We start from the raw sequence: 21,047 nt of genomic DNA, 5'->3' as shown, positions 1-21,047 counted from the left end.
GAACGATATTGACCTAGACTTTCTTATATGAAAAAAATAATAGCTATTAGCATGTTTTACCTTTCTTTTTGTCATGCACAAAAAGATCCATTTACAGATTATTTTATTCATCCTTTGGATATTCCTATGGTAGCTTCGGGTACTTTTGGTGAATTGAGATCTAATCATTTTCATTCTGGGTTGGACATGAAAACTAATGGCGAAGAAGGTCTGCCTGTATTTGCCTCTGCCAGAGGGCGAATAAGTAGAATTAAGGTATCTCATGGAGGGTACGGAAAAGCAATATATCTTACCCACCCAAATGGATATACTACTGTATATGCTCATTTACAAAAATTTGCACCCAAAATTGAGGCTTTTGTAAAAAAAAGACAATATGCCAAAGAATCATATGAAATAGAATTATTTCCAAAATCCGAAGCCTTAATCGTAAAACAAGGAGATACTATAGCATATAGTGGTAATACAGGTGGTAGCTCAGGACCACACTTACATTTTGAAATTAGAGATCCTAGAGCAAGGCCTATGAACCCTATGAGTTTTGGGATAGAAGTAAAAGATACTAAAAAACCAATAGTGAATAGTATTTGGGTCTATAGTCTTGATAAGAAAGCACATATTAATGGTGTACAAACTCCCGTTCGCCTCCAATTAACTCCTCAAAAAGATGGAAGCTATATGGCTGAAGATATCACTTCTTTAGGTAATATTGGTTTTGGGGTATCAACAATTGATCGTCAAGATTTGGCTGCCAATAGTAATGGTATTTATGAAATTGCTACTGAGGTAAATGGTCAAGAAAATTTCAAATTAGAAATGAATCGATTTTCTTTTGCAGAAACTCGATATATCAATCAATTAATTGATTATGCCTATTACAAAAAAAATAGAAGTAGAATTACAAAGCTATATGTAGAAAAAGTCAATCCATTATCTATTTATAAGACCAAAGTAAATAATGGGATTATAAAAATAGAAGACAGTTTGTCTTACAACTATGTAATACGTATAAAAGATTACAAGCAAAACACAACCACAATAACAATTCCTGTACTTGGTAAACAAGAAGAGAATATTATCACATCAAATATTTCAAAAACAAAGGAACTTGCACTAGCCAGTCAAAATTATACTTTTAACTCTGGCATTGTTGATCTTTATATTCCAAAAGGAGCACTTTATAAGGACACCTACCTTAATATTTCGGTAGAAGGAGAAACAGCAAAAATTCATAATAACAGAACGCCTTTGCACAAAAGCATGACCGTAGTTTTTGATGTATCTAAATACAAACAAGAAGATAGAAAACAACTGTATATTGGCGAAGTATTTGGTAAAAAACATTTGTATTCGAGAACTTCAAAAAAAGGAAATCGCTTTTCGACCAGAACAAGAACATTTGGCAAATACGCACTATTTTTTGATCGCAAAAAACCAACCATAATGCCTATCAATGTTGTTAATGAAAAATGGCTTTCTGATGATACCCACCTAAAAGTGAAAATTAATGATGCAGAAACAGGCATAAGAAGTTATCGGGGTACTATAAATGGAAAATTTATTTTGATGGAGTATGATTATAAAACCGGGATGTTGGTTTATGATTTTAACGACCAAACGAATACTGATTCTAAAAATAATTTTAAACTTGTGGTTTATGACAAAGTAGGAAATCGATCTACTTTTGAAGCTGTATTTTATAGAAAACCTTAAACAACCCTTTTTCTTGAAAAATCAATATTTATTACTCTTAACCTGTTTCATCCTCTCAACAATTGTATCGGCCCAAGATGCCATATTAAAAGGTGTAGTTCTTGATGAGAATAATATTCCTTTGCAAGGAGCAAATGTTTCTTTTGATAATTCAGGAACGCAATCAAATAAAAATGGAGTGTATGAGATTGCTATTCCTTCTAATCAAGAGGTTACCATAACCATATCATATATAGGGCTAAAAAATATACAATTTATAATCAATTTAGAGGAAAATCAGGAATACGAGTTTAATCCTGTTCTCAAAACTGATGTTGAACAAATAAGCGAAGTCGTCATCTCTGGTCGAGAACGAAAAACTGTAGAAGGGATTACAATATTAGATCCTGAAACCATACGAACCACTCCTTCTGCCAATGCAGGAGTTGAAGGTCTTCTAAAAAGTTTACCCGGCGTGAGTTCTAACAATGAGCTAAGTACGCAATATTCTGTAAGAGGCGGTAATTTTGATGAAAATCTAGTGTATGTCAACGAAATAGAAGTATACAGGCCCTTTTTGATACGATCAGGACAACAAGAAGGACTTAGTTTTGTCAATACAGACTTGGTTCGCAATGTTGATTTTTCTGCGGGAGGTTTTCAAGCCAAATATGGAGATAGACTCTCTTCTGTTTTAGACATTACTTATAAACGGCCTACACGATTAGGAGCCTCGCTCGATGCGAGTTTACTTGGCGGCAGTATTGCTGTAGAAGGAATCTCAAAAGATAAGAAGCTAGCCGCCATCGCAGGAATACGATATCGAAATAATAGTTTGCTTGTTAATTCTAGAAATACAGAAGTAAATTTTCAGCCCCGATTTGCAGACATACAGACCTATATATCATATAATTTTACCAAAAAATTTGAGTTAGGTTTTCTTGGTAGTTTAGCAAGCAACTCTTATGATTATGAACCATTAAGTGAGCAAATCAATTTTGGTACTTTACAAACTGTCCAAGCATTAACAGTACGATATCAAGGTCAGGAAGAAGATCAATACGACACCTATTTTGGAGCTTTGAAAGGCACGTATCTTGTTAATGATAATCTTACCCTCAAATTAATTGCCTCCGGATATCATACTCAAGAACAAGAACACTTCGACATTTTAGCTACATATGCGCTTGGCACTGTAAATACCGACATCGGAAGCGAAAATCTTGGAGAAGTAGAATTTAGTGAAGGTGCAGGTTCACAATTAACTCATGCAAGAAATGATCTGGATGCTTTAATTTTTAATATTGAGCATAAAGGTACATACCTATCAGATCAACATCAATTCGATTGGGGTATAAAATACACTTCAGAAGATATTAGAGATCGTTTGCAAGAATATGAGATCGTAGATTCTACAGGTTTTTCTATTCGTCCTCCTCTTGCAGAATTTATCAATGATCAACCTTATACTCCTTTTGCCAGTCCCATAGTACCTTTTACCGGTGCCAGAGCTATAAATGACACAAAAATAGATCGTATATCGGGATATGCACAGTACAGCATTCGCTCTGCTATCAAAGACAATGAAATTTGGGCTAATATTGGTGTGCGAGCACATAATTGGAATATCTCCGGGGATACTGTCGAAAGTTCAGATTCTCAAATTGTATTTAGCCCCAGAGCTCAATTCGCTATAAAACCAAACTGGAAAACCGATATGATCTTCAGACTATCCGGAGGATGGTATCATCAACCTCCATTTTACAGAGAGTTGCGTGATTCTCTCGGTGTAGTTAGGCCAGAGGTCAAAGCCCAACAATCAATACAGGTAGTTTTGGGTAATGATTACAGTTTTTTATTATGGAAACGTCCATTTAAACTCACTACAGAGGTATATTACAAAAAACTTACAGATGTAAATCCGTATACCATCGAAAATGTACGTATACGATACAGAGCTCGAAATAACGCAGAGGCCTTTGCACAAGGAATTGACCTAAGACTGAATGGTGAATTTGTACCAGGAACAGAAAGTTGGGTAAGCTTAGGGTACCTGAAAACCGAAGAGAATATTGATAATAGAGGCTACATCTCAAGACCAACAGATCAAAGATTAAAAGTAGGGGTATTATTTCAAGATTATGTACCAACGATACCCAGTCTAAAAATGTATCTTAATATGGTCTACCAAACAGGAATGCCTGGGGGGTCTCCCAGCTATGCTGATCCGTATGATTTTCAAACAAGGCTAAGAGATTATAGAAGAGCAGATCTGGGAGTATCGTATGTAGTTGTTGACCCAAATAAAAGAATGCGAAAAGGACATTTTTTAAACACCTTTAGAGAACTAAACATAGGAATAGAAATATTCAATATTTTTGATAATCAAAATGCTATTACCAATACTTTTGTAAGAGACGCTGCAAGTAGAAGGCAATTTGCAATTCCAAATTTTTTAACTCCCAGAGTTTTTAATGTTCGAGTAAGGATGAAGTTTTAGATCTCGTTCAACCTTTACTTGATGTACTATTGCTTACATATTAACGATATGTAATAAGTTCAAAATAGTCGCAATACTCTATAAAAGTCTATCGTTAATCTTAAAATATTAGATTTTACCTGTAATTATACTTCTTAATGTTCTATATCATCTATTCTAATACTGGATACTAAAACCCAACCTTATACTTTTATCACTAATTTATTTTAAACAGACACAACCTCTTCATTAGTAAATTTCTTTAATACTTCGATTACATGATCTACATCCTCTTTGGTATTAAATCGTGAAAAAGAAAATCGTATTGAAGGTTTTTTCAAATCTTCATCTGAAAGAATTTCTGCCAATACATGAGAGCCAGTACTACTACCACTTTGGCAAGCGCTCCCTTTGGAACATGCTATACCATTAATATCTAAATGAAATAATAAAATCCCTGCTTTTTCATCAGCAATAGGCAAACATACATTGATCAATGTATAAGTACTTTTTTCATTATCTGTACAACTTGCATTAAATTTTACTCCAGGAATATTATTTTTTAATTCTTTTATAAAATATTTCTTAACATCTAAGATATATTTCTGTTCTTCTTGTAAATGTTCATAAGATAACTTCAATGCTTCATCCATACCCACAATATTATGTACACTTTCTGTACCGGCACGGTAACCTCTCTCCTGCTCTCCTCCAAAAATTAAAGGTTTCAAGCCCGAGTTTTTACGAATATAAGCAAAACCTATTCCCTTTGGACCATGAAATTTATGAGCACTTACTGCTATAAAATCAACATGTATTGTATTCAAATCTACTTCAAAATGGCCAACAGACTGTACCATATCGCTATGAAAAAGAGCTTCGTATGTTTTACACAACTCTCCTACTCTTTGTATATCCAGAATAGTCCCAATTTCATTATTGATGTGCATCAAACTTACTAATGTCTTTTTATCAGATGATTTTAATAAAGATTCAAGATGATCATAATCTATGATACCATCAGAATTAATATTTACATAACTTACTTGTATAGATTGATTCACTTCTATTTCTTGAACTGTATGCAAAACTGCATGATGTTCTATTTTTGAAGTGATAATATGAGTAACTCCTAGATCTCTCACAGCACTATTCAACACAAGATTATCTGCTTCGGTACCTCCTGAAGTAAAAATAATTTCTGAGGCTTTTACTCCTAAGTAATTTGCAATATTCTTCCTAGCATGTTCAATATGATTTTTTGCAGATCTTCCAAATCCATGAGTAGAAGAAGGATTACCAAAATCATCTTGTAATACTGAAACCATTTTTGTGATGACCTCAGGTCGAATTTGCGTTGTAGCGGCACTATCGAAATAAACATGTTGCGTCATAACAATATTAATATTTGAAGATTAAAGAATTTTAACTTATTACTTGTAACATACAAAATTAGTTTAAATAAAATTATTTATCACTAGACACGTTATAATCTTTCAATTCGTGTACTTTTGTGGGATATAATTTGATATTTATTTGGGATAATGATTAGTTTTATTTGTTAAAAGAAGAATTTTATATCAACATCTCTATATTTTTATCGTCTTTTAGCATACAAACGAACAATGCTGTAATTTTTGATATATGAAAAAACTATTTTGTCTTCTTTTTTGTATAACAATAATATTTTCATGTGATGATGGTGATATTATTATAACAAGCTTTGAATTTGATGAAGTTGACCTACAACTTTGTGAAGCTGCTACAGACAATCAATTTGTATTCTTTAAAATAAATGAAACGATAAACGAAGCCATTTCTCTCGATTTTATAAACGACAGGTTTTCTGACACTATTCCTACAGGAGATACAGAAATTGTTCTTGATTTATCAGACCCAAATATCAACCTAGCGTATAGAACTTTCAATGTACCTATTACAGAAAGTTATTTTTGTGCAGGAGTTCCCTCAGGAGAAATTCAGGTTGTGGAAGAAATAAAAGCAGTATCAGGAACAGTAACAATCATTACCGAAATTACAGAAAATGGCGAAGATGATAATGATGGTGTAGATCCTGAAGATGAAGACATAAATGGAAATGGCAATCTAGATGACGACGATACTGATGGAGATGGAATACCTAATTATAAAGACCAAGATGATGACAATGATAATGTGTTGACTAGTGTAGAAATTACTAATATTGGTGGAGAAGGACCAAAAGATACAGATGAGGATGGTACTCCCGATTACCTAGACAATGATGATGATAATGACATGGTTTTGACGAGAAATGAAGACGCTAATCAAAATGGAACCCCTAGAGATGACGACACTGATGGGGATGGTCAATTTGATTATCTAGATGCAGATGATGGAAATGATGAAGTTGTAGAAGTACTACCTGGTCTGGATAACACAGTACAAACAACATTTAGAACTACAGTAAGAGTATCTAATCTGGTTTTTGACAGAAATAATGATAATTTTGAAGACAGTAGTTTCTCATTTGGCTCTAGAGATATTACTATTTCCAAAACAACCAAAGTAAATGAATAATCTACATATGATGAATAAAGCATTTTTATACATATTCATATTAACAATCTTTGGGTGTAGTGAGGGAGATATCATTGAAAATGATTTAGAAGATATTACATCTCAACTCGAAAATTGTGCTAATTTAAGTGATAATAGTTTTGTTTTTTTTCAAGTTGATAATAACAAAGCTATTTCTGTAGGTTTTACTAGCAATACATTCGACATCACGCCTGAGATTGATGATATATCAACAGAAGAACCAACTATAATCGCTCTTGGCTCAGATGGAAATCAATTAAATTACAGAGAATTTGCGCAGCCTATTGTAGGTTCAGAATATTTTTGCACAAGTGTTCCTCCTAGTGATATTGTAATTACAGAAGAGCTTGTAAGTAATAGTGGCAATCTTGTTGTAAGTTATGAAGAATTACCTTCTGACTTTAGTACACAAAGAATATTTAGAAGAAACGTAAATGTATTTAGTGTAACGTTAATGGGAGACGAAATAGAAATAAGACGAGAATTAATTGCTATGGGTAATGATATTGTAACTGCAAGCCCGTCAATTAATTTTAATGGTACTGCAGCATTTTGTCCGGAGACAACCACTAATACTTTTCGTCTTTATAAATTAAACGGAGATCGCAATCGTATATTGACAATAGACTTTGTTAGTGATGCTTTTGAAATCGAACCTGATTTTGAAACAATTTCTGCTGATAACACTATTCAAATTGAGTTTAGTAACGCCAGTAACACATTGGCTTATAGAGATCTTACAGCCCCAATCGAAGAAGGCGAAGAGAATATAGAGGCTTCATTGTGCGGAAGTACATTTCCATCATCTACAAGAGTACTCAATGGCAAAGCTGAAGGAATGTTAGAAATCACATACGAGGAATTAGATAACGTTAATACACGTAGAAGGTTTAGAAGAACTTTTACCCTCAAAAATATAACAATAGTGGGTGACACAGATGATCCTGAAATTACGCCTGAAGATTTTATAATTTTTACCCAAGACATCACAGAACCAGAGTCAGAACCAACTCCTTAAATTAGAGTATAAAATTGTAAATGGTAGTCTACTTTGGATTTTGTACAATGTAAATTTCCATAGCACCCAATCCGTACTTTTTATAGTCGGCATCAGAGATTCTTACATTGTCATATCTACCAAAAAGATACTTCAATTCTTCTTTTAATACCCCCTGCCCTACACCATGAATAAAGATAATTTTTGGTATTCGTTTCTGAATGGCAAAATCTAATTGTCTTTTTGCCGTGTCTACCTGAAGAATCACCATTTCGTGATTTGTCATTCCTTTGGTTGACTTTGTTAACTTATGAATGTGAAGATCTACTTCCATAGGAGGAAGATGTCTTTCTTTAGGTTTTACACTTCGTTTTTTGGTTTTTTTCCTAAAAATCTCTTTATCCTGTAAATTTTTGTGTACTTCTTCATAAGAAGGAAGCGTCATTTCTCCTGTTTTAACTTTTACAACTTCATCAATAGAAAAAATCATATCAAAACCATCTTCTGTAGTAATGGTTATGTTGTCATCAACAATAGAAATTACACTACCTGTAATTGGTTCATCGATAACAGATACTAAATCTCCTACTTTAATCATTTTCTTCCTCTTGTTTATCTTCTATAAAAGAATTTTGTTCACTTTTACTCTTGATATTAGAATTGATCAAAAATAGACCAATCATTAAGAATATTATACCAATACTTTGGAAATAATAATTCTTTGTAGCAGTATACATTTCTGTCAAAAGTATAATAGCTCCGGTGATGATTAGAAGTACACTACCGACTTTCTTTATTGTATTAGAATTCATGACGACAAAAATATTAAATCTTATATTTTTATAGCTTTAAATATGATAAATAACATAATTGTGTATATTGCAATACAAAACACAATTTTTTTGCCCTTGGAAAAATATATGTTACCTTGCTTAAACAAAAAACTTTTTGGCATTGACTGTTTAGGTTGTGGTATGCAAAGATCTATCTCTTTTTTAATTAAAGGAGAGTTTGCTTCTGCATTTTACATGTATCCGGCTATATATCCTCTCTCATTGTTATTATTATTTTCAACACTTAATATTTTTATTAAGTTTAAGAATGATACTATTATAAAAACAAGTTTAATTGTTATTAGTGTTCTTACTATTATAGTAAACTATATTATTAAAATGAAAATTATCGTTTAAATAAATTAATATCCTATTTATGCAAAAACAAATACTTCCTAACTCTACTTTAATTCTAGTCTTTGGTATTATTTCTATTCTTGGTTGCTGTTGTTATGGTTTACTAGGGATGATCTTTGGTATAATCGCCTTAATAATGGCAAAAAAAGCGACTGAATTGTATAATGAAAATCCAGAATTATATACGGGATATCAAAATGTTCAAATTGGTAAAATATTAGCGATATCAGGGGTCGTATTAAGTTCTTTATATCTAATTTATGTAATCTTTATGTTTGCTACGGTTGGGTTTGCTGGTTATCAGGACATGATAGAAGAGATCGGTCGATCAGGAGGTTACTAGAATATCAGACAATAAAGATTTTTTATTTTTAACAATATTTTAAACGTTTTTTCTTAACTTTTAATCTCGAATAGTTATTAACTATTCTAACTATATGTAATTTTAATTTAAAACTATATTTATGGAAAATCAATCAAGACCAAAAAACTACCTTGTTGAGTCTATTTTAGCAACACTCTTTTGTTGTTTACCTTTAGGTGTGGTAGCAATCATCAATGCTTCCAAAGTAAATTCTGCTTTTGATGCGGGTAACTATGATGAGGCACAAGAAGCTTCTGAAAGTGCAAAAAAATGGATGAAGTATTCAATTATCGCCGGTGTAGTAGGTATAGTGTTATATGTAATACTTGTAGTAGTTATGGGTGTTGGTGGAGCAGCACTTGGTGGCGGATACTAAATGAAAGTAAAATATCTATTTTTAGGGATAGGAATCATAATATTGCTATCCCTATATTATTTTGGAAACCCCTCGGAAATTTCTCTTTTCCCAAGATGTCCTTTTCATGTATGTACAGGCCTTTACTGTCCAGGATGCGGAAGTCAGAGAGCACTTCATCATTTATTACATTTTGATATTGTAAGTACATTAGACTACAATGCTCTTTATATTCTGGGGTTTGCTGTTATAATCTATAATGTTACTGTAAGAGGAGTCAATACACTTGGAAAAAAAACATATTATAACTACCTATACCATCCTAAAACTCCTATAATACTTGCGGTAATCATAATTCTTTTCTGGATTTTAAGAAATATCAATATATATCCTTTTACAATACTGGCTCCATAAATTGAAAATGATTTCAATATGAAAGAGATTATCTCTTTTTTAAAATCACATCTTATACAGTGTCCAACAAAAGCTACACTTGATATAAATTGTTTAGGCTGTGGATTACAAAGAAGTTTCGTTTTATTGCTTGAAGGTAAAATCGTAGAATCTTTTGTAATGTATCCTGCATTATTACCAATAGTACTGATGTGGCTATATCTTATAGTACATTTAATTTTAAAATTTAAGAATGGTTCTAAAATCCTCATGTATCTCTATATTTGTAATTCTATTCTTATCACTATAAATTACATTATTAAACTTTAATTTTTTTATGGAAGTCAAACAAGAACTCCCGAACGCTACTACGACTTTAATACTAGGTATTAGTTCCTTGATAACTTGTTTTTGTTATGGAATACCAGGACTTATCTTAAGTATTATTGCATTAATAGTTTCTAAAAATTCAAAAAAGTTACATTTGGAAAATCCAGACATGTATACTGGGTATGAAAACCTTAGAATAGGTAGAATATGCGCCATAGTAGGATTAATATTAAGTTCTATTTATGCGTTATTTATACTATTGTACTTTATATTTTTGGGCTCTATGTTTTTATTACTCCCCGAATCTCAAAATATAAACTAGTTCTCAAAAAAAAAGAGACTGTTCTGACAGCCTCTTTTTATGATATATTGAATTTTTAATTATTCAAACTCTTGTAATGTTTTGGTTATAATATCAACACATTCTAGTAGTTGTTCTTTATTCATCACCAAAGGAGGAGCAAATCGAATAATATTACCATGTGTTGGCTTGGCTAGTAACCCATTATCTTTAAGTGCCACACAAATATTCCAGGCAGTATCGCTATCTTCATCATCATTAATCACAATAGCATTTAATAATCCTTTACCTCTAACCAAAGTAACTATTGATGATTTTTCGATATATTTATTCATTTCTGATCTAAAAAGTTCTCCTAATACGTAAGCATTCTCAGCAAGTTTTTCATCTTTAATAACTTCTAGAGCGGCCATAGCTACTGCTGCTGCAACAGGATTACCTCCAAATGTACTTCCATGGTTTCCAGGTCGTATCACTTCCATTATAGGATCATCGGCTAGAACTGCCGAAACAGGATAAGCACCACCACTTAATGCTTTACCTAATATTAATACATCCGGTTTTACGTCCGGTTCTTTTGAACAATTCTTATCTTCACAAGAACAGTCACCACATGTCGCTAATAATCTCCCTGTTCTTGCAATACCAGTTTGCACTTCATCTGCAATAAAAAGAACGCCATGTTTTTCACAAAGCTCTTTTGCTTTAGCTAAATAATTTTCTGAAGGAACATATACTCCTGCTTCTCCTTGTATAGGTTCCACCAAAAATCCTGCAATATTTTTCGAAGAGCTTAATGCTTGTTCTAACGCATCAATATTATCATACTCTATCTTTATAAATCCACTTGTATAGGGACCAAAATTTTGTCTGGCAACAGGATCATTCGAAAAAGAAATAATTGTAGTAGTTCTTCCATGAAAATTATTTTCACAAACAATAATTTGAGCCTCATTCTCTGGAATCCCTTTCTTTTCATATGCCCATTTTCTACAAATTTTTAACGCTGTCTCTACTGCTTCTGCTCCTGTATTCATAGGTAAGATTTTATCAAACCCAAAATATTCTGTTACAAATTTTTCATATTCTCCGAGCTTATCATTGTAAAAAGCTCTAGAGGTCAATGTCAATGTTTGTGCTTGATTTGTCATAGCCTCCACTATCTTTGGATGACAATGCCCTTGGTTTACCGCAGAATATGCACTTAAAAAATCATAATATTTTTTTCCTTCTGCATCCCATACATAAACGCCTTCTCCTCGGCTTAAAACCACAGGAAGTGGATGATAATTGTGAGCTCCGTATTTGTTCTCAAGCTCAATCAGTTGTTCTGATGACTTTTTTTCTAAAACAGCCATTTTTTCATAATTTAAATTAATAAAATAACCATTCCTTCTGTACCTTTATCCTTTCGACAAGTTTCGAAAATTCAGCGTGGGAGAGAAATCATCCCTAAGAGAATCGCAAATTACTAAATCTTTGTCGAATAACTTGAGGTTTGTAATTTAGATCAATTAAAAATTTTCTTCTTTATACGATACGAGAAAAGAATATTTTATATAAATAATTTGTATTAATATAAAAATGAATTTAACTCTTAAGCAATAACCGCTCTACTATTTCACTTTTTATTCTATTTTTGCGCTATGGCGAGAAAAAATAGAAGACAAATTTTTCAAAATATAGAAGTGGTAGATGCTGGTGCAAAAGGAAAAAGCATTGCCAAAGCTCCTGATGGGAAAATCATTTTTGTAAATAATGCTGTACCCGGTGATGTAGTAGATATACAAACTATCAAAAAACGCAAAGCATTTTATGAAGGTACCGCAACTACTTTTCATAAACAATCTGATAAAAGAACACCCCCTGTTTGTGATCATTTTGGCACCTGTGGAGGATGTAAATGGCAGTTTATGAAGTATGAGCATCAACTTGAATACAAGCAAAATGAAGTGATCAACAACCTGATCAGGTTGGGAAAAATAGAATTACCAGAAGTAACACCTATTCTTGGTTCAAAAGACCAATTTTTTTATAGAAACAAAATGGAGTTCTCTTTTAGTGAAAGTAGATGGCTTACTAAAGAAGAAATTGAAGACAGTTCTGAAATCAATAATAGAAATGCTTTAGGTTTTCATATTCCGGGAATGTGGGATAAAATTTTAGATATCAATACCTGTCATTTACAAGAAGACCCAAGTAATGCTATTAGAAATAAAGTAAAACAATTTGCTACAGAACATGGGTTACCTTTTTATAATGCAAGAAAACAAGAAGGTCTTCTACGTACACTAATGATACGTATTGCTTCTACAAAAGAAATCATGGTATTGGTACAATTCTTTTACGAAGACAAAGAAAAAAGAGAATTACTCCTTGATTATATCGCTGAAGAATTTCCTGAAATAACTTCTTTACAATATGTTATCAATTCAAAAGGAAACGATACCATATATGATCAGGACATCATATGCTATTCTGGAAAAGATCATATTCAGGAAGAAATGGAAGGGCTACATTTTAAAATTAATGCTAAGTCTTTTTATCAAACAAATTCAAAACAAGCTTACGAACTATATAAAATCACAAGAGACTTTGCGGGTCTTACAGGAGAAGAAACTGTTTATGATCTCTATACAGGTACAGGAACAATTGCACAATTTGTTGCCAAAAAAGCAAAAAAAGTGATTGGTGTAGAAGCTGTTCCCGAAGCAATTGAAGACGCAAAAGAGAATGCAAAACGAAATCAAATTGACAATACCACATTTTATGCAGGCGACATGAAAAAGGTATTTACCAAAGATTTTATAGCTCAAAATGGATATCCTGAAGTTGTCATTACTGACCCTCCTAGAGATGGTATGCATGCAGATGTAGTAGAACAATTATTGAATATTGCCCCAGAAAGAATCGTATATGTAAGTTGTAATAGTGCAACACAAGCTCGTGATCTTGCGTTATTAGATAAGAGTTATACAGTAACAAAGGTACAACCCGTAGATATGTTTCCGCAGACATATCATGTTGAAAATGTAGTATTGTTAGAGAAAAGAAAGGGTTAAAAATGTATAAATTTAATGTTGCGGATTTTTTGCTAGAAAAAAGATAATATGAAAATAAAAACATATTCAGTAATTTTTGCGATATTACTTTTCTTCACTTATTTAGGCATAAGCAGTTGTGAAAGAGATGATATCTGTGCAGAAGGAACACCTACAACCCCATTACTTATTATACAGTTCTTTGATTTTGAAACAGGTTTAGAAAGAACTACTCCTCCAGAATTACAAATAACAGTTGATGGTATAGAAGAAGAATTTGAATTGGGTGAGCTAACAGATTCTATATCAATACCTCTTAGAAATAGTGCATCTATAACAGAATATAACTTTACGATCAACTCTAATACAGAAAACAATGATGAGGACAGTGATCCTCCTAATACAGACAAAATAAGTTTTCAATATAACACAGAACAAGAATATGTTAGTAGTGCTTGCGGTTTTAAAGTCAATTACAGAGCTTTAACAAATTCTCCTGTAGATGGCCAAGACGATGGGCTATGGATACGAAATATAGAGTTACAAACAGAAGAAGTAATCGATGAAACAACTACACACGTTTTTATTTTTCTTTAATATCCTTGTAATAAGCGGTATATATAGTCAAGACAAACAAACAAAATCACAAGATTCTGTTCCCAGAATCTCTGCTAGGGACACTCTCCCACCAGCCGAAAAATACGGCTTAAGAGCAGGCGTTGATATAGCTAGGCTTGTACGCTCTGCATTAGATAATAATTATACCGGATTCGAAATAGAAGGAGATTATAGAATCCATAGAAAAATCTATATCGCCGGAGAAGTTGGAAATGAATCTCTAATTAGAGATGAAGAAAATATTAATGTAGAAGGTTCTGGCACTTACATTAGAGCGGGATTTGATTATAATGTATACGATAACTGGTACGGAATGCAAAATAGCATTTATGTAGGATTGCGATATGGTTTTTCTACATTTAGCCAGGAATTAAATGAATATACTATTTTTACTGATAATAATTTTTTTGGAACAGATCGAATCACCGATAGTATAAAACAAGATGGACTTAATGCTGGTTGGCTTGAATTTGTATTTGGACTAGAAGTAGAAGTAATTAGTAATATATATCTAGGAGCTAGCTTATCATTAAGAACTCTTGTAAATGAGTCTAAACCTGATGGTTTTGACAACCTCTATATTCCCGGTTTTGGCAAAACAAATGATTTTAACAATATTGGAGTTGGATATAATTACACGATTAGTTATTTGATTCCTATTGCCAAAAGAAAAAGATAACAACAAAAAGGTAAACACATTTTTAGTATCTTGTTTTAGCACATAAAAGTGTGCTATTTCTTTTTAAATTGCTTGTTAATTCTAATTAATGAGCAAATAATTTATTTGGTAAAAAAACAAGATCACATGAAATCCTCTTACATTATTTATTTTACAGTATTACTTTATACTGCCTTTAGTTTTGGACAAGACAGAATTACAGGAAAAACATTTGCAACACGATCAGAAGTTATAGCTACAGATGCAATGGCTGCAACAAGTCACCCACTGGCAACTCAAACCGCTTTAGATATTTTAAAAGATGGTGGCAATGCTATAGATGCTGCAATTGCCGCAAACGCTATGCTAGGCCTTATGGAACCTACAGGAAATGGAATCGGTGGAGATCTTTTTGCTATTGTTTGGGATGCAAAAACCAAAAAACTGTATGGATTAAATGCTAGTGGGCGATCTCCAGAAAAACTAACTTTAGAGTATTTCAAAGAAAATAATCTGAAAAAAATCCCTTCTCATGGAGCTCTTCCTGTTTCTGTGCCGGGTTGCGTAGACGGATGGTTCGAATTGCACAAAAAATTCGGAAAGTTAGATATGAAAAAAATTCTAGAACCCACTATAACCTATGCTCGCAAAGGTTTTCCGGTTACAGAGCTCATTGCTTATTATATGCAACGTAGTGCCACTTTTTTATCAAAATATCCAGGCTTTGAAGAAACATATATGCCAAATGGAGCAGCCCCAAAAAAAGGGCAAATATTTAAAAATCCATATTTAGCTAATACATTAGAAAAAATTGCCAATCAAGGACGTGATGTATTTTATGAAGGCGAAATAGCTAAAACTATCGAAAAATATATGAAAGATAATGGTGGTTTTTTGAGTTATGAAGACCTAAAAAATCATACATCTGAGTGGGTAGAGCCATTATCAACAAATTATAGAGGATATGATGTTTGGGAACTACCTCCTAATGGGCAAGGGATCGCTGCTTTACAAATGTTAAATATTTTAGAACACTATGATATTGCTTCTATGGGATTCGATTCTCCCGCATATCTGCATACATTAACTGAAGCTAAAAAAATTGCTTATGAAGATCGTGCTAAATTTTATGCCGATCCTGATTTTAATAGAATACCAATAAAGAAACTTATCTCTAAAGATTATGCTAAAGAAAGACAGAAACTGATCAATACAAATATAGCCTCAAAAACGTATGACGCAGGAAATCTAAATGATGGAGACACTATTTATCTTACTGTAGCAGATAAAGAAGGAAATATGGTTTCATTAATACAAAGTAATTACAGAGGTATGGGATCAGGTATGACTCCTACTAAATTAGGTTTTATATTACAAGATCGAGGAGAGTTATTTTCTTTAGAAGAAGGGCATTTTAATACCTATGCTCCAAAAAAGAGACCCTTTCACACTATAATTCCTGCATTTGTTACAAAAAACGGAAAACCTTTTATGAGTTTTGGTCTCATGGGTGGTGGAATGCAGCCGCAAGGACATGTACAAATCATAGTAAATATGATTGATTTTGGAATGAATCTACAAGAAGCTGGAGATGCTCCAAGAATCAATCATATGGGATCTTCTCAACCTACAGGAGAGAAAATGGCCGATGGGGGAATTCTACATATAGAATCAGGATTTTCTTATGAAACGATAAGAGTTCTACTAGAAAAAGGACATAAAATAGGATACGCTGTAGGTCCCTATGGTGGATACCAAGCGATCATGTTAAAAGACGGGGTTTATTATGGTGCTTCAGAATCAAGAAAAGACGGACAAGCTGCCGGATATTAATTTTAACAAATCACTTTTACAGTACTATACTATCAATCTTTATAAGAAAAGGCTTGAAAATTAAATCTTCAAGCCTTTTTATATTCTATATAATTTTAAAGATTATCTAATGACAATTCTTGAGGTATTAGCTACTCCGTTATCTCCAGAAACTTTTACAAGATAAAGTCCCGAACGTAAATTACCCAATACCAATCTTTGTTCTTTTTTATCTAAAGTTCCTAATGCTTTAGAGAATACTAATCTACCATTCATACCATAAATTTCTACAATACTATTTGTTACTGTATTACCAGAAGAAATTTGAATTTCTCCATTAGAAATTGTTGGATATAATAGAGGTCCTTCAGAAGTTCTTGGTTGTGCAGGTTCTACTGCTACCACTTCTTCTGCATCAGGATTAATAGATCGTATTGCCCATCCAAAAGAGTTAAATAAAGGATCAGATACTAATTGAAAACGTATCGCTACTACATCCCCTTCTTGGAAAAAGCTTAATAAATCTATCGTTTGTTTCTTGAATAGATCATCACTTATTGAAGGAGTTGGTGAAGAATTAAACGCTTCTGTCCACTCTGGGAATTTCTGAGCATCATATTTATCTAATTCTACCCAATTTACAAGATCTGTTGATGCTTCAACAACAACAAAATCGTAAAAGCTCCCTGGAGCAGGATCAAACTCTGTTATTGCCACATCTTCATAAGTAAAATCTTTGTAAACTGCTGATATCTCAATAGGACGTTTTAAAACTGTGCGATATGTAGCATTGTTTTGATAAGGGTGGTCAGAATTATTTAAAACATCTTGACCTACAGTTTCGCCTATATTATCTATAACAAATTCACCGCCAAAAGTATAAACATCGGATGTTTCAAATGTTTTTATAGAAACCAACGTTTCCGGTTCTGAGAAATCAATAATATCAATTTTTTCTGTAGATATCACTGAAGCTTCTCCTTCACTACTTACTACTTGTATACCAACTGTATGATTTCCTTCTTCAATATTTTCGATAACAAAACTAAATTCTTCATTTTGAGCTACATTATCTGTTATTGAAGCAACTTCTTCGCCATCTAAATAAACAACGATTGATTCTGCATCTGCATTTGTGTTGATATACGTTACTTTACCGTTTTGATTATCAATTGCATCTTGTGTTAAAGCGACAATTGTTGGCGGTGCATAATACGCTGGTGGCTCATACCCTTCTAGCTCATCTAGTGTAGCAGTCCATACTCCTCTACCATGTGTAGCCATAACAACTTCATTATTAACAATTTTCATCTGCCATACCGAAAATGCAGGTATTCCCGCTAATAATGACCAATTTTTACCTCCATCTAATGTTTGAATAACACCAATATCTGTACCTACCCAAATTCTATCTTCATCAAAAGGCATTTCTACCAAACAGTGAATCGCTACATCAGGAAATCCACGATCTTCTCCTGTCGAAAAACCAGAAATATCTTCCCAGGTTTTTCCTAAATCTTCTGTTTTTAGAACTTTTGCAGCTCCTTGACTTGAGAATAATGCATACGCTCTATTTTCGTTAACAGAGGATGTCTCTATACCTGCGATAAAAAGATTATGAGTTTTATCCTCTCTAGGATCAGAAAACGTAGTTGCAGGTTCATATGATCTACCATTATCTTTAGAAACATGAAGAACAAAACTACCAGACTCTGTCATTGCATTTCCTGCCCATACAATATCAGGATTAGCTGTAGAAACCACTACGTCTAAGGCACTTGAAGCTCCTACAGAAAAATTACTTGGGATCGAAGTTAATTCCCAAGACTCTCCAAAATTAGTTGATTTCCAAACTCCACTTATTGAAGGACTGAAAAGCACATCTGGATTATTATTTGTATTTGCAATTTTAGAATAAAATGGAGAAGTTCCATTTCCTGATTCACCATGTCTTGCACTATATCCTTGACCATTTGCATATCCTACAAAATTATTATATTGCGACCCTCCGATAAATTTACCTGGATCATTATAATTCCATAGGGCTTCAAATCCATCTCCTCCAATAATTCTTGTATATTCAGTTTCATCATTTGCAGTATTACCTGTTAATGATACCCAGGTTCCATTATCTTGTGCTCCTGCAATATAATCTTCAACACCATTACGCTTATCTGCTCCATAGAATTGTGTACAATTAAGTCCTACTGCTGCTTGTGACCAATCATTAAATGTAGTTCCTGGATCTACTAAATAATCTGTATGATATACCCCTCCATCATTTGCAAGTATAAGTTTAAACTTCTTTTCAGGAGATCTTGATGTCCAGGTTAATCCATGTTGATCCACATGCACATAATCATTTAATTCATTATTATACCCTGCAGCAATTGGCTGAAACGTATACTTTAACCCTTGAGGAGTAGGTCTTGGTGGTACCGGTTTCTTTTTAGATTCTGACTTTGATCGTTTAACTATTTCTACTCTATGCATTACCACTCCACCTGCATAAAAAATATCTTCATTAAACGGGTGTGCCATAATGATATTATCATACCATCCCTGACCAGTAATCAAGTTACCAGCTGCTGGCTCTCCATCAAATCCAAGCAATGCAAATGTAGCTCCTGAATCATTTGTAAAATAGAAATCAGTATTAACAGCGGTTGTAGCACTGCTCTCATCATTGCTTGGAGTATAAACTGAAATGAATACACGTTTTGGGTTTGCCGGAGATACATCTAATTCAAATCTTTGATGCCCCGCATTATAGTCGTCTTTATCAAAAATAAGCTCCCACGTTAATCCACCATCTTCACTTTTGATGACTCCAATGCTATTGACTCCTCCATACAGAACATTAAAGTCTGTAGGGTCTGCATTAAGATCCTGAACATTTCCGCCTGTATAGGTATTCTGCCAAGTAATCCCTCCATCTGTCGTTACATAGATTCCATTACTACTTGCTACTATCAAATTATTCTCGTCTTCTGGATTTATAGCTAATCGTCCTATTCCTCCAAAGTCTCTAGTATTATTTAAATATTCCCAACTACGACCTTCGTTAGTAGACTTTAATACTCCTACTCCCCCAATTGCATCTAAGTTATTAAATGGTTCTCCTGTACCTAGATAAATTGTTTTTGGATCATTAGGACTAATTGCTACTGTAGATGTAGATAAATTAGGTATTTTATAATCTGTAAGGTTTTCCCAAGTTGTTCCTGCATCTTTTGTTACCCAAAGTCCACCACCAACAGTCCCTGCATACCATTTATCCTGGTTATCAGGAGCTACTACGATTCCTCGTACTCTTCCTGGAACATTAACTGGTCCTCTTTCTTTCCATCTGATGATACTTGAATTTTTAGCTTGAGCTTTAAAAGCATTTTTCATAGCTTTTTGATGTTCAGTGATCAAAAAGCCTTCTTTATATGTAGATTTTTCTGCTCCAATAGGTTTTAAAAGACTGGCGATATACTCTGCCATAATCTCAATCCCTTTCTTTTTGCTATGGTCTTTTTGTTTTTGAGTCTTTTGTTTTTGTTCAAAACGCTCTACTACTTCTACCTTCTGAGTTTCCTCTTGAGTATTCGTAGAACACGAGGTGTAAAACAATAACAATAATACAAAAACAAATTTGCTAAAGTAAAGTTTGTGTGTCATGAATTAGTGGTTTAATTTAATAATTTGAATTTGAGTTAGTGTGTCAGAAGAAAGAACTTCTTCTGGGTTTTCTGAGTTTGGTTTTTGTTCCATACCTACATAAGGTATCAATTTTATAGAGGTATTGCCATGCCAGTCAATATTCATCCCTCTAAATGTTCCTTTTTTTATGACCTCTCGTGTTTTTGTATTAAAAACTTTATAGTTAAAATAAAAAGCAGGATCCCCTTCCTTTTGCTCTTTATTAATGACGAGTTGCATACTTTTATCAGTATTCAATTTTGAAATACCTTTTTCTTGAGGCATGATTATGTTTTGCTTATCCTTTATTGATTCTTTTTTTTCTACCGCTTTACATTGCGTAAAAGAAAAGAATGTAATTGCTATTAAAAAAACAATCATAGCTTTTCTAAATATCATTTACTGTAATAATATTAATGTCTAAATGAATTCTTAATCGTATATACTTTTAGGTAACAACTCTTTATCAGAACTATATTCAAAAAAATAATCGTTTCAAATTTGGGGTATGAATGGAAAACGATCTCAAAAGTCTGGATACCTATAATAA

The 21,047-nt window shown here is 33.0% G+C and carries 20 protein-coding genes; 14 read left to right on the top strand and 6 right to left on the bottom strand.

Annotated elements, in window-relative coordinates; translation table 11 throughout:
- The first annotated feature begins 27 nt into the window (after positions 1-27).
- Positions 28-1,713: a M23 family metallopeptidase gene (locus FHK87_RS23355; protein WP_140597293.1), complete on the top strand. Its 1,686-nt coding sequence runs from the start codon at positions 28-30 to the stop codon at positions 1,711-1,713.
- Positions 1,714-1,726: 13 nt separating this feature from the next.
- On the top strand, positions 1,727-4,192 hold the full coding sequence (locus FHK87_RS23350; protein ID WP_140597292.1) for a TonB-dependent receptor: 2,466 nt from the start codon (positions 1,727-1,729) through the stop codon (positions 4,190-4,192).
- Between the two features lie 206 nt (positions 4,193-4,398).
- Here FHK87_RS23350 and FHK87_RS23345 read toward each other — a convergent pair whose 3' ends face one another.
- Positions 4,399-5,565, bottom strand: a complete 1,167-nt coding sequence (locus tag FHK87_RS23345; RefSeq protein WP_140597291.1) for a cysteine desulfurase family protein — start codon at positions 5,563-5,565, stop codon at positions 4,399-4,401.
- 250 nt (positions 5,566-5,815) lie between these two features.
- On the opposite strand from FHK87_RS23345, the gene FHK87_RS23340 reads away from it, so the two are divergent.
- Both FHK87_RS23340 and FHK87_RS23335 read left to right on the top strand, forming a co-directional pair.
- A complete protein-coding gene (locus tag FHK87_RS23340; protein WP_140597290.1) occupies positions 5,816-6,730 on the top strand; it encodes a hypothetical protein in 915 nt (304 codons plus the stop codon).
- Positions 6,723-7,769, top strand: coding sequence for a hypothetical protein (locus tag FHK87_RS23335; protein WP_140597289.1), 1,047 nt, complete (start codon positions 6,723-6,725; stop codon positions 7,767-7,769). The genes FHK87_RS23340 and FHK87_RS23335 overlap by 8 nt, the downstream gene beginning before the upstream one ends.
- A gap of 28 nt (positions 7,770-7,797) precedes the next feature.
- Here FHK87_RS23335 and FHK87_RS23330 read toward each other — a convergent pair whose 3' ends face one another.
- Together FHK87_RS23330 and FHK87_RS23325 are read right to left on the bottom strand one after the other, a co-directional pair.
- Complete coding sequence (locus FHK87_RS23330; protein ID WP_140597288.1) at positions 7,798-8,346, bottom strand: DNA mismatch repair protein MutS; 549 nt, start codon at positions 8,344-8,346, stop codon at positions 7,798-7,800.
- On the bottom strand, positions 8,339-8,560 hold the full coding sequence (locus tag FHK87_RS23325) for a hypothetical protein (RefSeq protein ID WP_140597287.1): 222 nt from the start codon (positions 8,558-8,560) through the stop codon (positions 8,339-8,341). Before FHK87_RS23325 ends, FHK87_RS23330 begins: the two co-directional genes overlap by 8 nt.
- 42 nt (positions 8,561-8,602) lie before the next feature.
- Between FHK87_RS23325 and FHK87_RS23320 the strand changes: the two genes are divergently transcribed.
- From FHK87_RS23320 to FHK87_RS23295, 6 genes are all read left to right on the top strand, one after another.
- Entirely contained in the window at positions 8,603-8,938 is a 336-nt protein-coding gene (locus FHK87_RS23320; protein ID WP_317133561.1) for a DUF2752 domain-containing protein, read from the top strand.
- A gap of 19 nt (positions 8,939-8,957) precedes the next feature.
- Positions 8,958-9,281, top strand: a complete 324-nt coding sequence (locus FHK87_RS23315; protein ID WP_140597286.1) for a CCC motif membrane protein — start codon at positions 8,958-8,960, stop codon at positions 9,279-9,281.
- 121 nt (positions 9,282-9,402) lie between these two features.
- A complete protein-coding gene (locus FHK87_RS23310; RefSeq protein ID WP_140597285.1) occupies positions 9,403-9,678 on the top strand; it encodes a CD225/dispanin family protein in 276 nt (91 codons plus the stop codon).
- Positions 9,679-9,720: 42 nt separating this feature from the next.
- The gene (locus tag FHK87_RS23305; RefSeq protein WP_226294396.1) at positions 9,721-10,071 is read left to right on the top strand and encodes a DUF2752 domain-containing protein; all 351 of its coding nucleotides are present in this window, start codon (positions 9,721-9,723) and stop codon (positions 10,069-10,071) included.
- An 18-nt stretch (positions 10,072-10,089) separates the two neighbouring features.
- Positions 10,090-10,380 (top strand): DUF2752 domain-containing protein, encoded by a 291-nt coding sequence (locus tag FHK87_RS26615; protein WP_140597283.1) that lies wholly within the window; start codon positions 10,090-10,092, stop codon positions 10,378-10,380.
- Positions 10,381-10,387: 7 nt separating this feature from the next.
- A complete protein-coding gene (locus FHK87_RS23295) occupies positions 10,388-10,702 on the top strand; it encodes a CCC motif membrane protein (RefSeq protein ID WP_140597282.1) in 315 nt (104 codons plus the stop codon).
- 59 nt (positions 10,703-10,761) lie between these two features.
- On the opposite strand, the gene rocD is transcribed toward FHK87_RS23295, so the two are convergent.
- Entirely contained in the window at positions 10,762-12,039 is a 1,278-nt protein-coding gene (rocD, locus tag FHK87_RS23290; RefSeq protein WP_140597281.1) for an ornithine--oxo-acid transaminase, read from the bottom strand.
- A 288-nt stretch (positions 12,040-12,327) separates the two neighbouring features.
- Here rocD and rlmD point away from each other — a divergent pair, with 288 nt between their 5' ends.
- From rlmD to ggt, 4 genes are all read left to right on the top strand, one after another.
- Positions 12,328-13,743, top strand: a complete 1,416-nt coding sequence (gene rlmD / locus FHK87_RS23285; protein ID WP_140597280.1) for a 23S rRNA (uracil(1939)-C(5))-methyltransferase RlmD — start codon at positions 12,328-12,330, stop codon at positions 13,741-13,743.
- Positions 13,744-13,791: 48 nt separating this feature from the next.
- Positions 13,792-14,319: a DUF6452 family protein gene (locus FHK87_RS23280; RefSeq protein WP_140597279.1), complete on the top strand. Its 528-nt coding sequence runs from the start codon at positions 13,792-13,794 to the stop codon at positions 14,317-14,319.
- A complete protein-coding gene (locus tag FHK87_RS23275; RefSeq protein WP_226294395.1) occupies positions 14,285-15,019 on the top strand; it encodes a DUF6048 family protein in 735 nt (244 codons plus the stop codon). The genes FHK87_RS23280 and FHK87_RS23275 overlap by 35 nt, the downstream gene beginning before the upstream one ends.
- A 126-nt stretch (positions 15,020-15,145) precedes the next feature.
- The gene (gene ggt / locus FHK87_RS23270; protein WP_140597278.1) at positions 15,146-16,831 is read left to right on the top strand and encodes a gamma-glutamyltransferase; all 1,686 of its coding nucleotides are present in this window, start codon (positions 15,146-15,148) and stop codon (positions 16,829-16,831) included.
- A gap of 102 nt (positions 16,832-16,933) precedes the next feature.
- On the opposite strand, the gene FHK87_RS23265 is transcribed toward ggt, so the two are convergent.
- Both FHK87_RS23265 and FHK87_RS23260 read right to left on the bottom strand, forming a co-directional pair.
- A complete protein-coding gene (locus FHK87_RS23265; protein ID WP_140597277.1) occupies positions 16,934-20,476 on the bottom strand; it encodes a T9SS type A sorting domain-containing protein in 3,543 nt (1,180 codons plus the stop codon).
- Between the two features lie 3 nt (positions 20,477-20,479).
- Positions 20,480-20,896, bottom strand: coding sequence for a hypothetical protein (locus tag FHK87_RS23260; protein WP_140597276.1), 417 nt, complete (start codon positions 20,894-20,896; stop codon positions 20,480-20,482).
- Between the last annotated feature and the right edge of the window lie 151 nt (positions 20,897-21,047).

Origin of the sequence: Aquimarina algicola (assembly GCF_006443095.1) — a bacterium.
In the GTDB taxonomy this organism is placed as follows: Bacteria; Bacteroidota; Bacteroidia; order Flavobacteriales; family Flavobacteriaceae; genus Aquimarina; species Aquimarina algicola.
This window is presented reverse-complemented; position numbering and strand designations above follow the sequence as displayed.

Excerpts from the sequence above, each read along its gene's own strand:
- FHK87_RS23355 (WP_140597293.1), top strand. The coding sequence starts at position 28 with ATGAAAAAAATAATAGCTATTAGCATGTTTTACCTTTCTTTTTGTCAT.
- FHK87_RS23345 (WP_140597291.1), bottom strand. The coding sequence starts at position 5,565 with ATGACGCAACATGTTTATTTCGATAGTGCCGCTACAACGCAAATTCGA.
- FHK87_RS23340 (WP_140597290.1), top strand. The coding sequence starts at position 5,816 with ATGAAAAAACTATTTTGTCTTCTTTTTTGTATAACAATAATATTTTCA.
- FHK87_RS23335 (WP_140597289.1), top strand. The coding sequence starts at position 6,723 with ATGAATAATCTACATATGATGAATAAAGCATTTTTATACATATTCATA.
- FHK87_RS23330 (WP_140597288.1), bottom strand. The coding sequence starts at position 8,346 with ATGATTAAAGTAGGAGATTTAGTATCTGTTATCGATGAACCAATTACA.
- FHK87_RS23325 (WP_140597287.1), bottom strand. The coding sequence starts at position 8,560 with ATGAATTCTAATACAATAAAGAAAGTCGGTAGTGTACTTCTAATCATC.
- FHK87_RS23320 (WP_317133561.1), top strand. The coding sequence starts at position 8,603 with ATGATAAATAACATAATTGTGTATATTGCAATACAAAACACAATTTTT.
- FHK87_RS23315 (WP_140597286.1), top strand. The coding sequence starts at position 8,958 with ATGCAAAAACAAATACTTCCTAACTCTACTTTAATTCTAGTCTTTGGT.
- FHK87_RS23310 (WP_140597285.1), top strand. The coding sequence starts at position 9,403 with ATGGAAAATCAATCAAGACCAAAAAACTACCTTGTTGAGTCTATTTTA.
- FHK87_RS26615 (WP_140597283.1), top strand. The coding sequence starts at position 10,090 with ATGAAAGAGATTATCTCTTTTTTAAAATCACATCTTATACAGTGTCCA.
- FHK87_RS23295 (WP_140597282.1), top strand. The coding sequence starts at position 10,388 with ATGGAAGTCAAACAAGAACTCCCGAACGCTACTACGACTTTAATACTA.
- rocD (WP_140597281.1), bottom strand. The coding sequence starts at position 12,039 with ATGGCTGTTTTAGAAAAAAAGTCATCAGAACAACTGATTGAGCTTGAG.
- rlmD (WP_140597280.1), top strand. The coding sequence starts at position 12,328 with ATGGCGAGAAAAAATAGAAGACAAATTTTTCAAAATATAGAAGTGGTA.
- FHK87_RS23280 (WP_140597279.1), top strand. The coding sequence starts at position 13,792 with ATGAAAATAAAAACATATTCAGTAATTTTTGCGATATTACTTTTCTTC.
- FHK87_RS23275 (WP_226294395.1), top strand. The coding sequence starts at position 14,285 with ATGAAACAACTACACACGTTTTTATTTTTCTTTAATATCCTTGTAATA.
- ggt (WP_140597278.1), top strand. The coding sequence starts at position 15,146 with ATGAAATCCTCTTACATTATTTATTTTACAGTATTACTTTATACTGCC.
- FHK87_RS23265 (WP_140597277.1), bottom strand. The coding sequence starts at position 20,476 with ATGACACACAAACTTTACTTTAGCAAATTTGTTTTTGTATTATTGTTA.
- FHK87_RS23260 (WP_140597276.1), bottom strand. The coding sequence starts at position 20,896 with ATGATATTTAGAAAAGCTATGATTGTTTTTTTAATAGCAATTACATTC.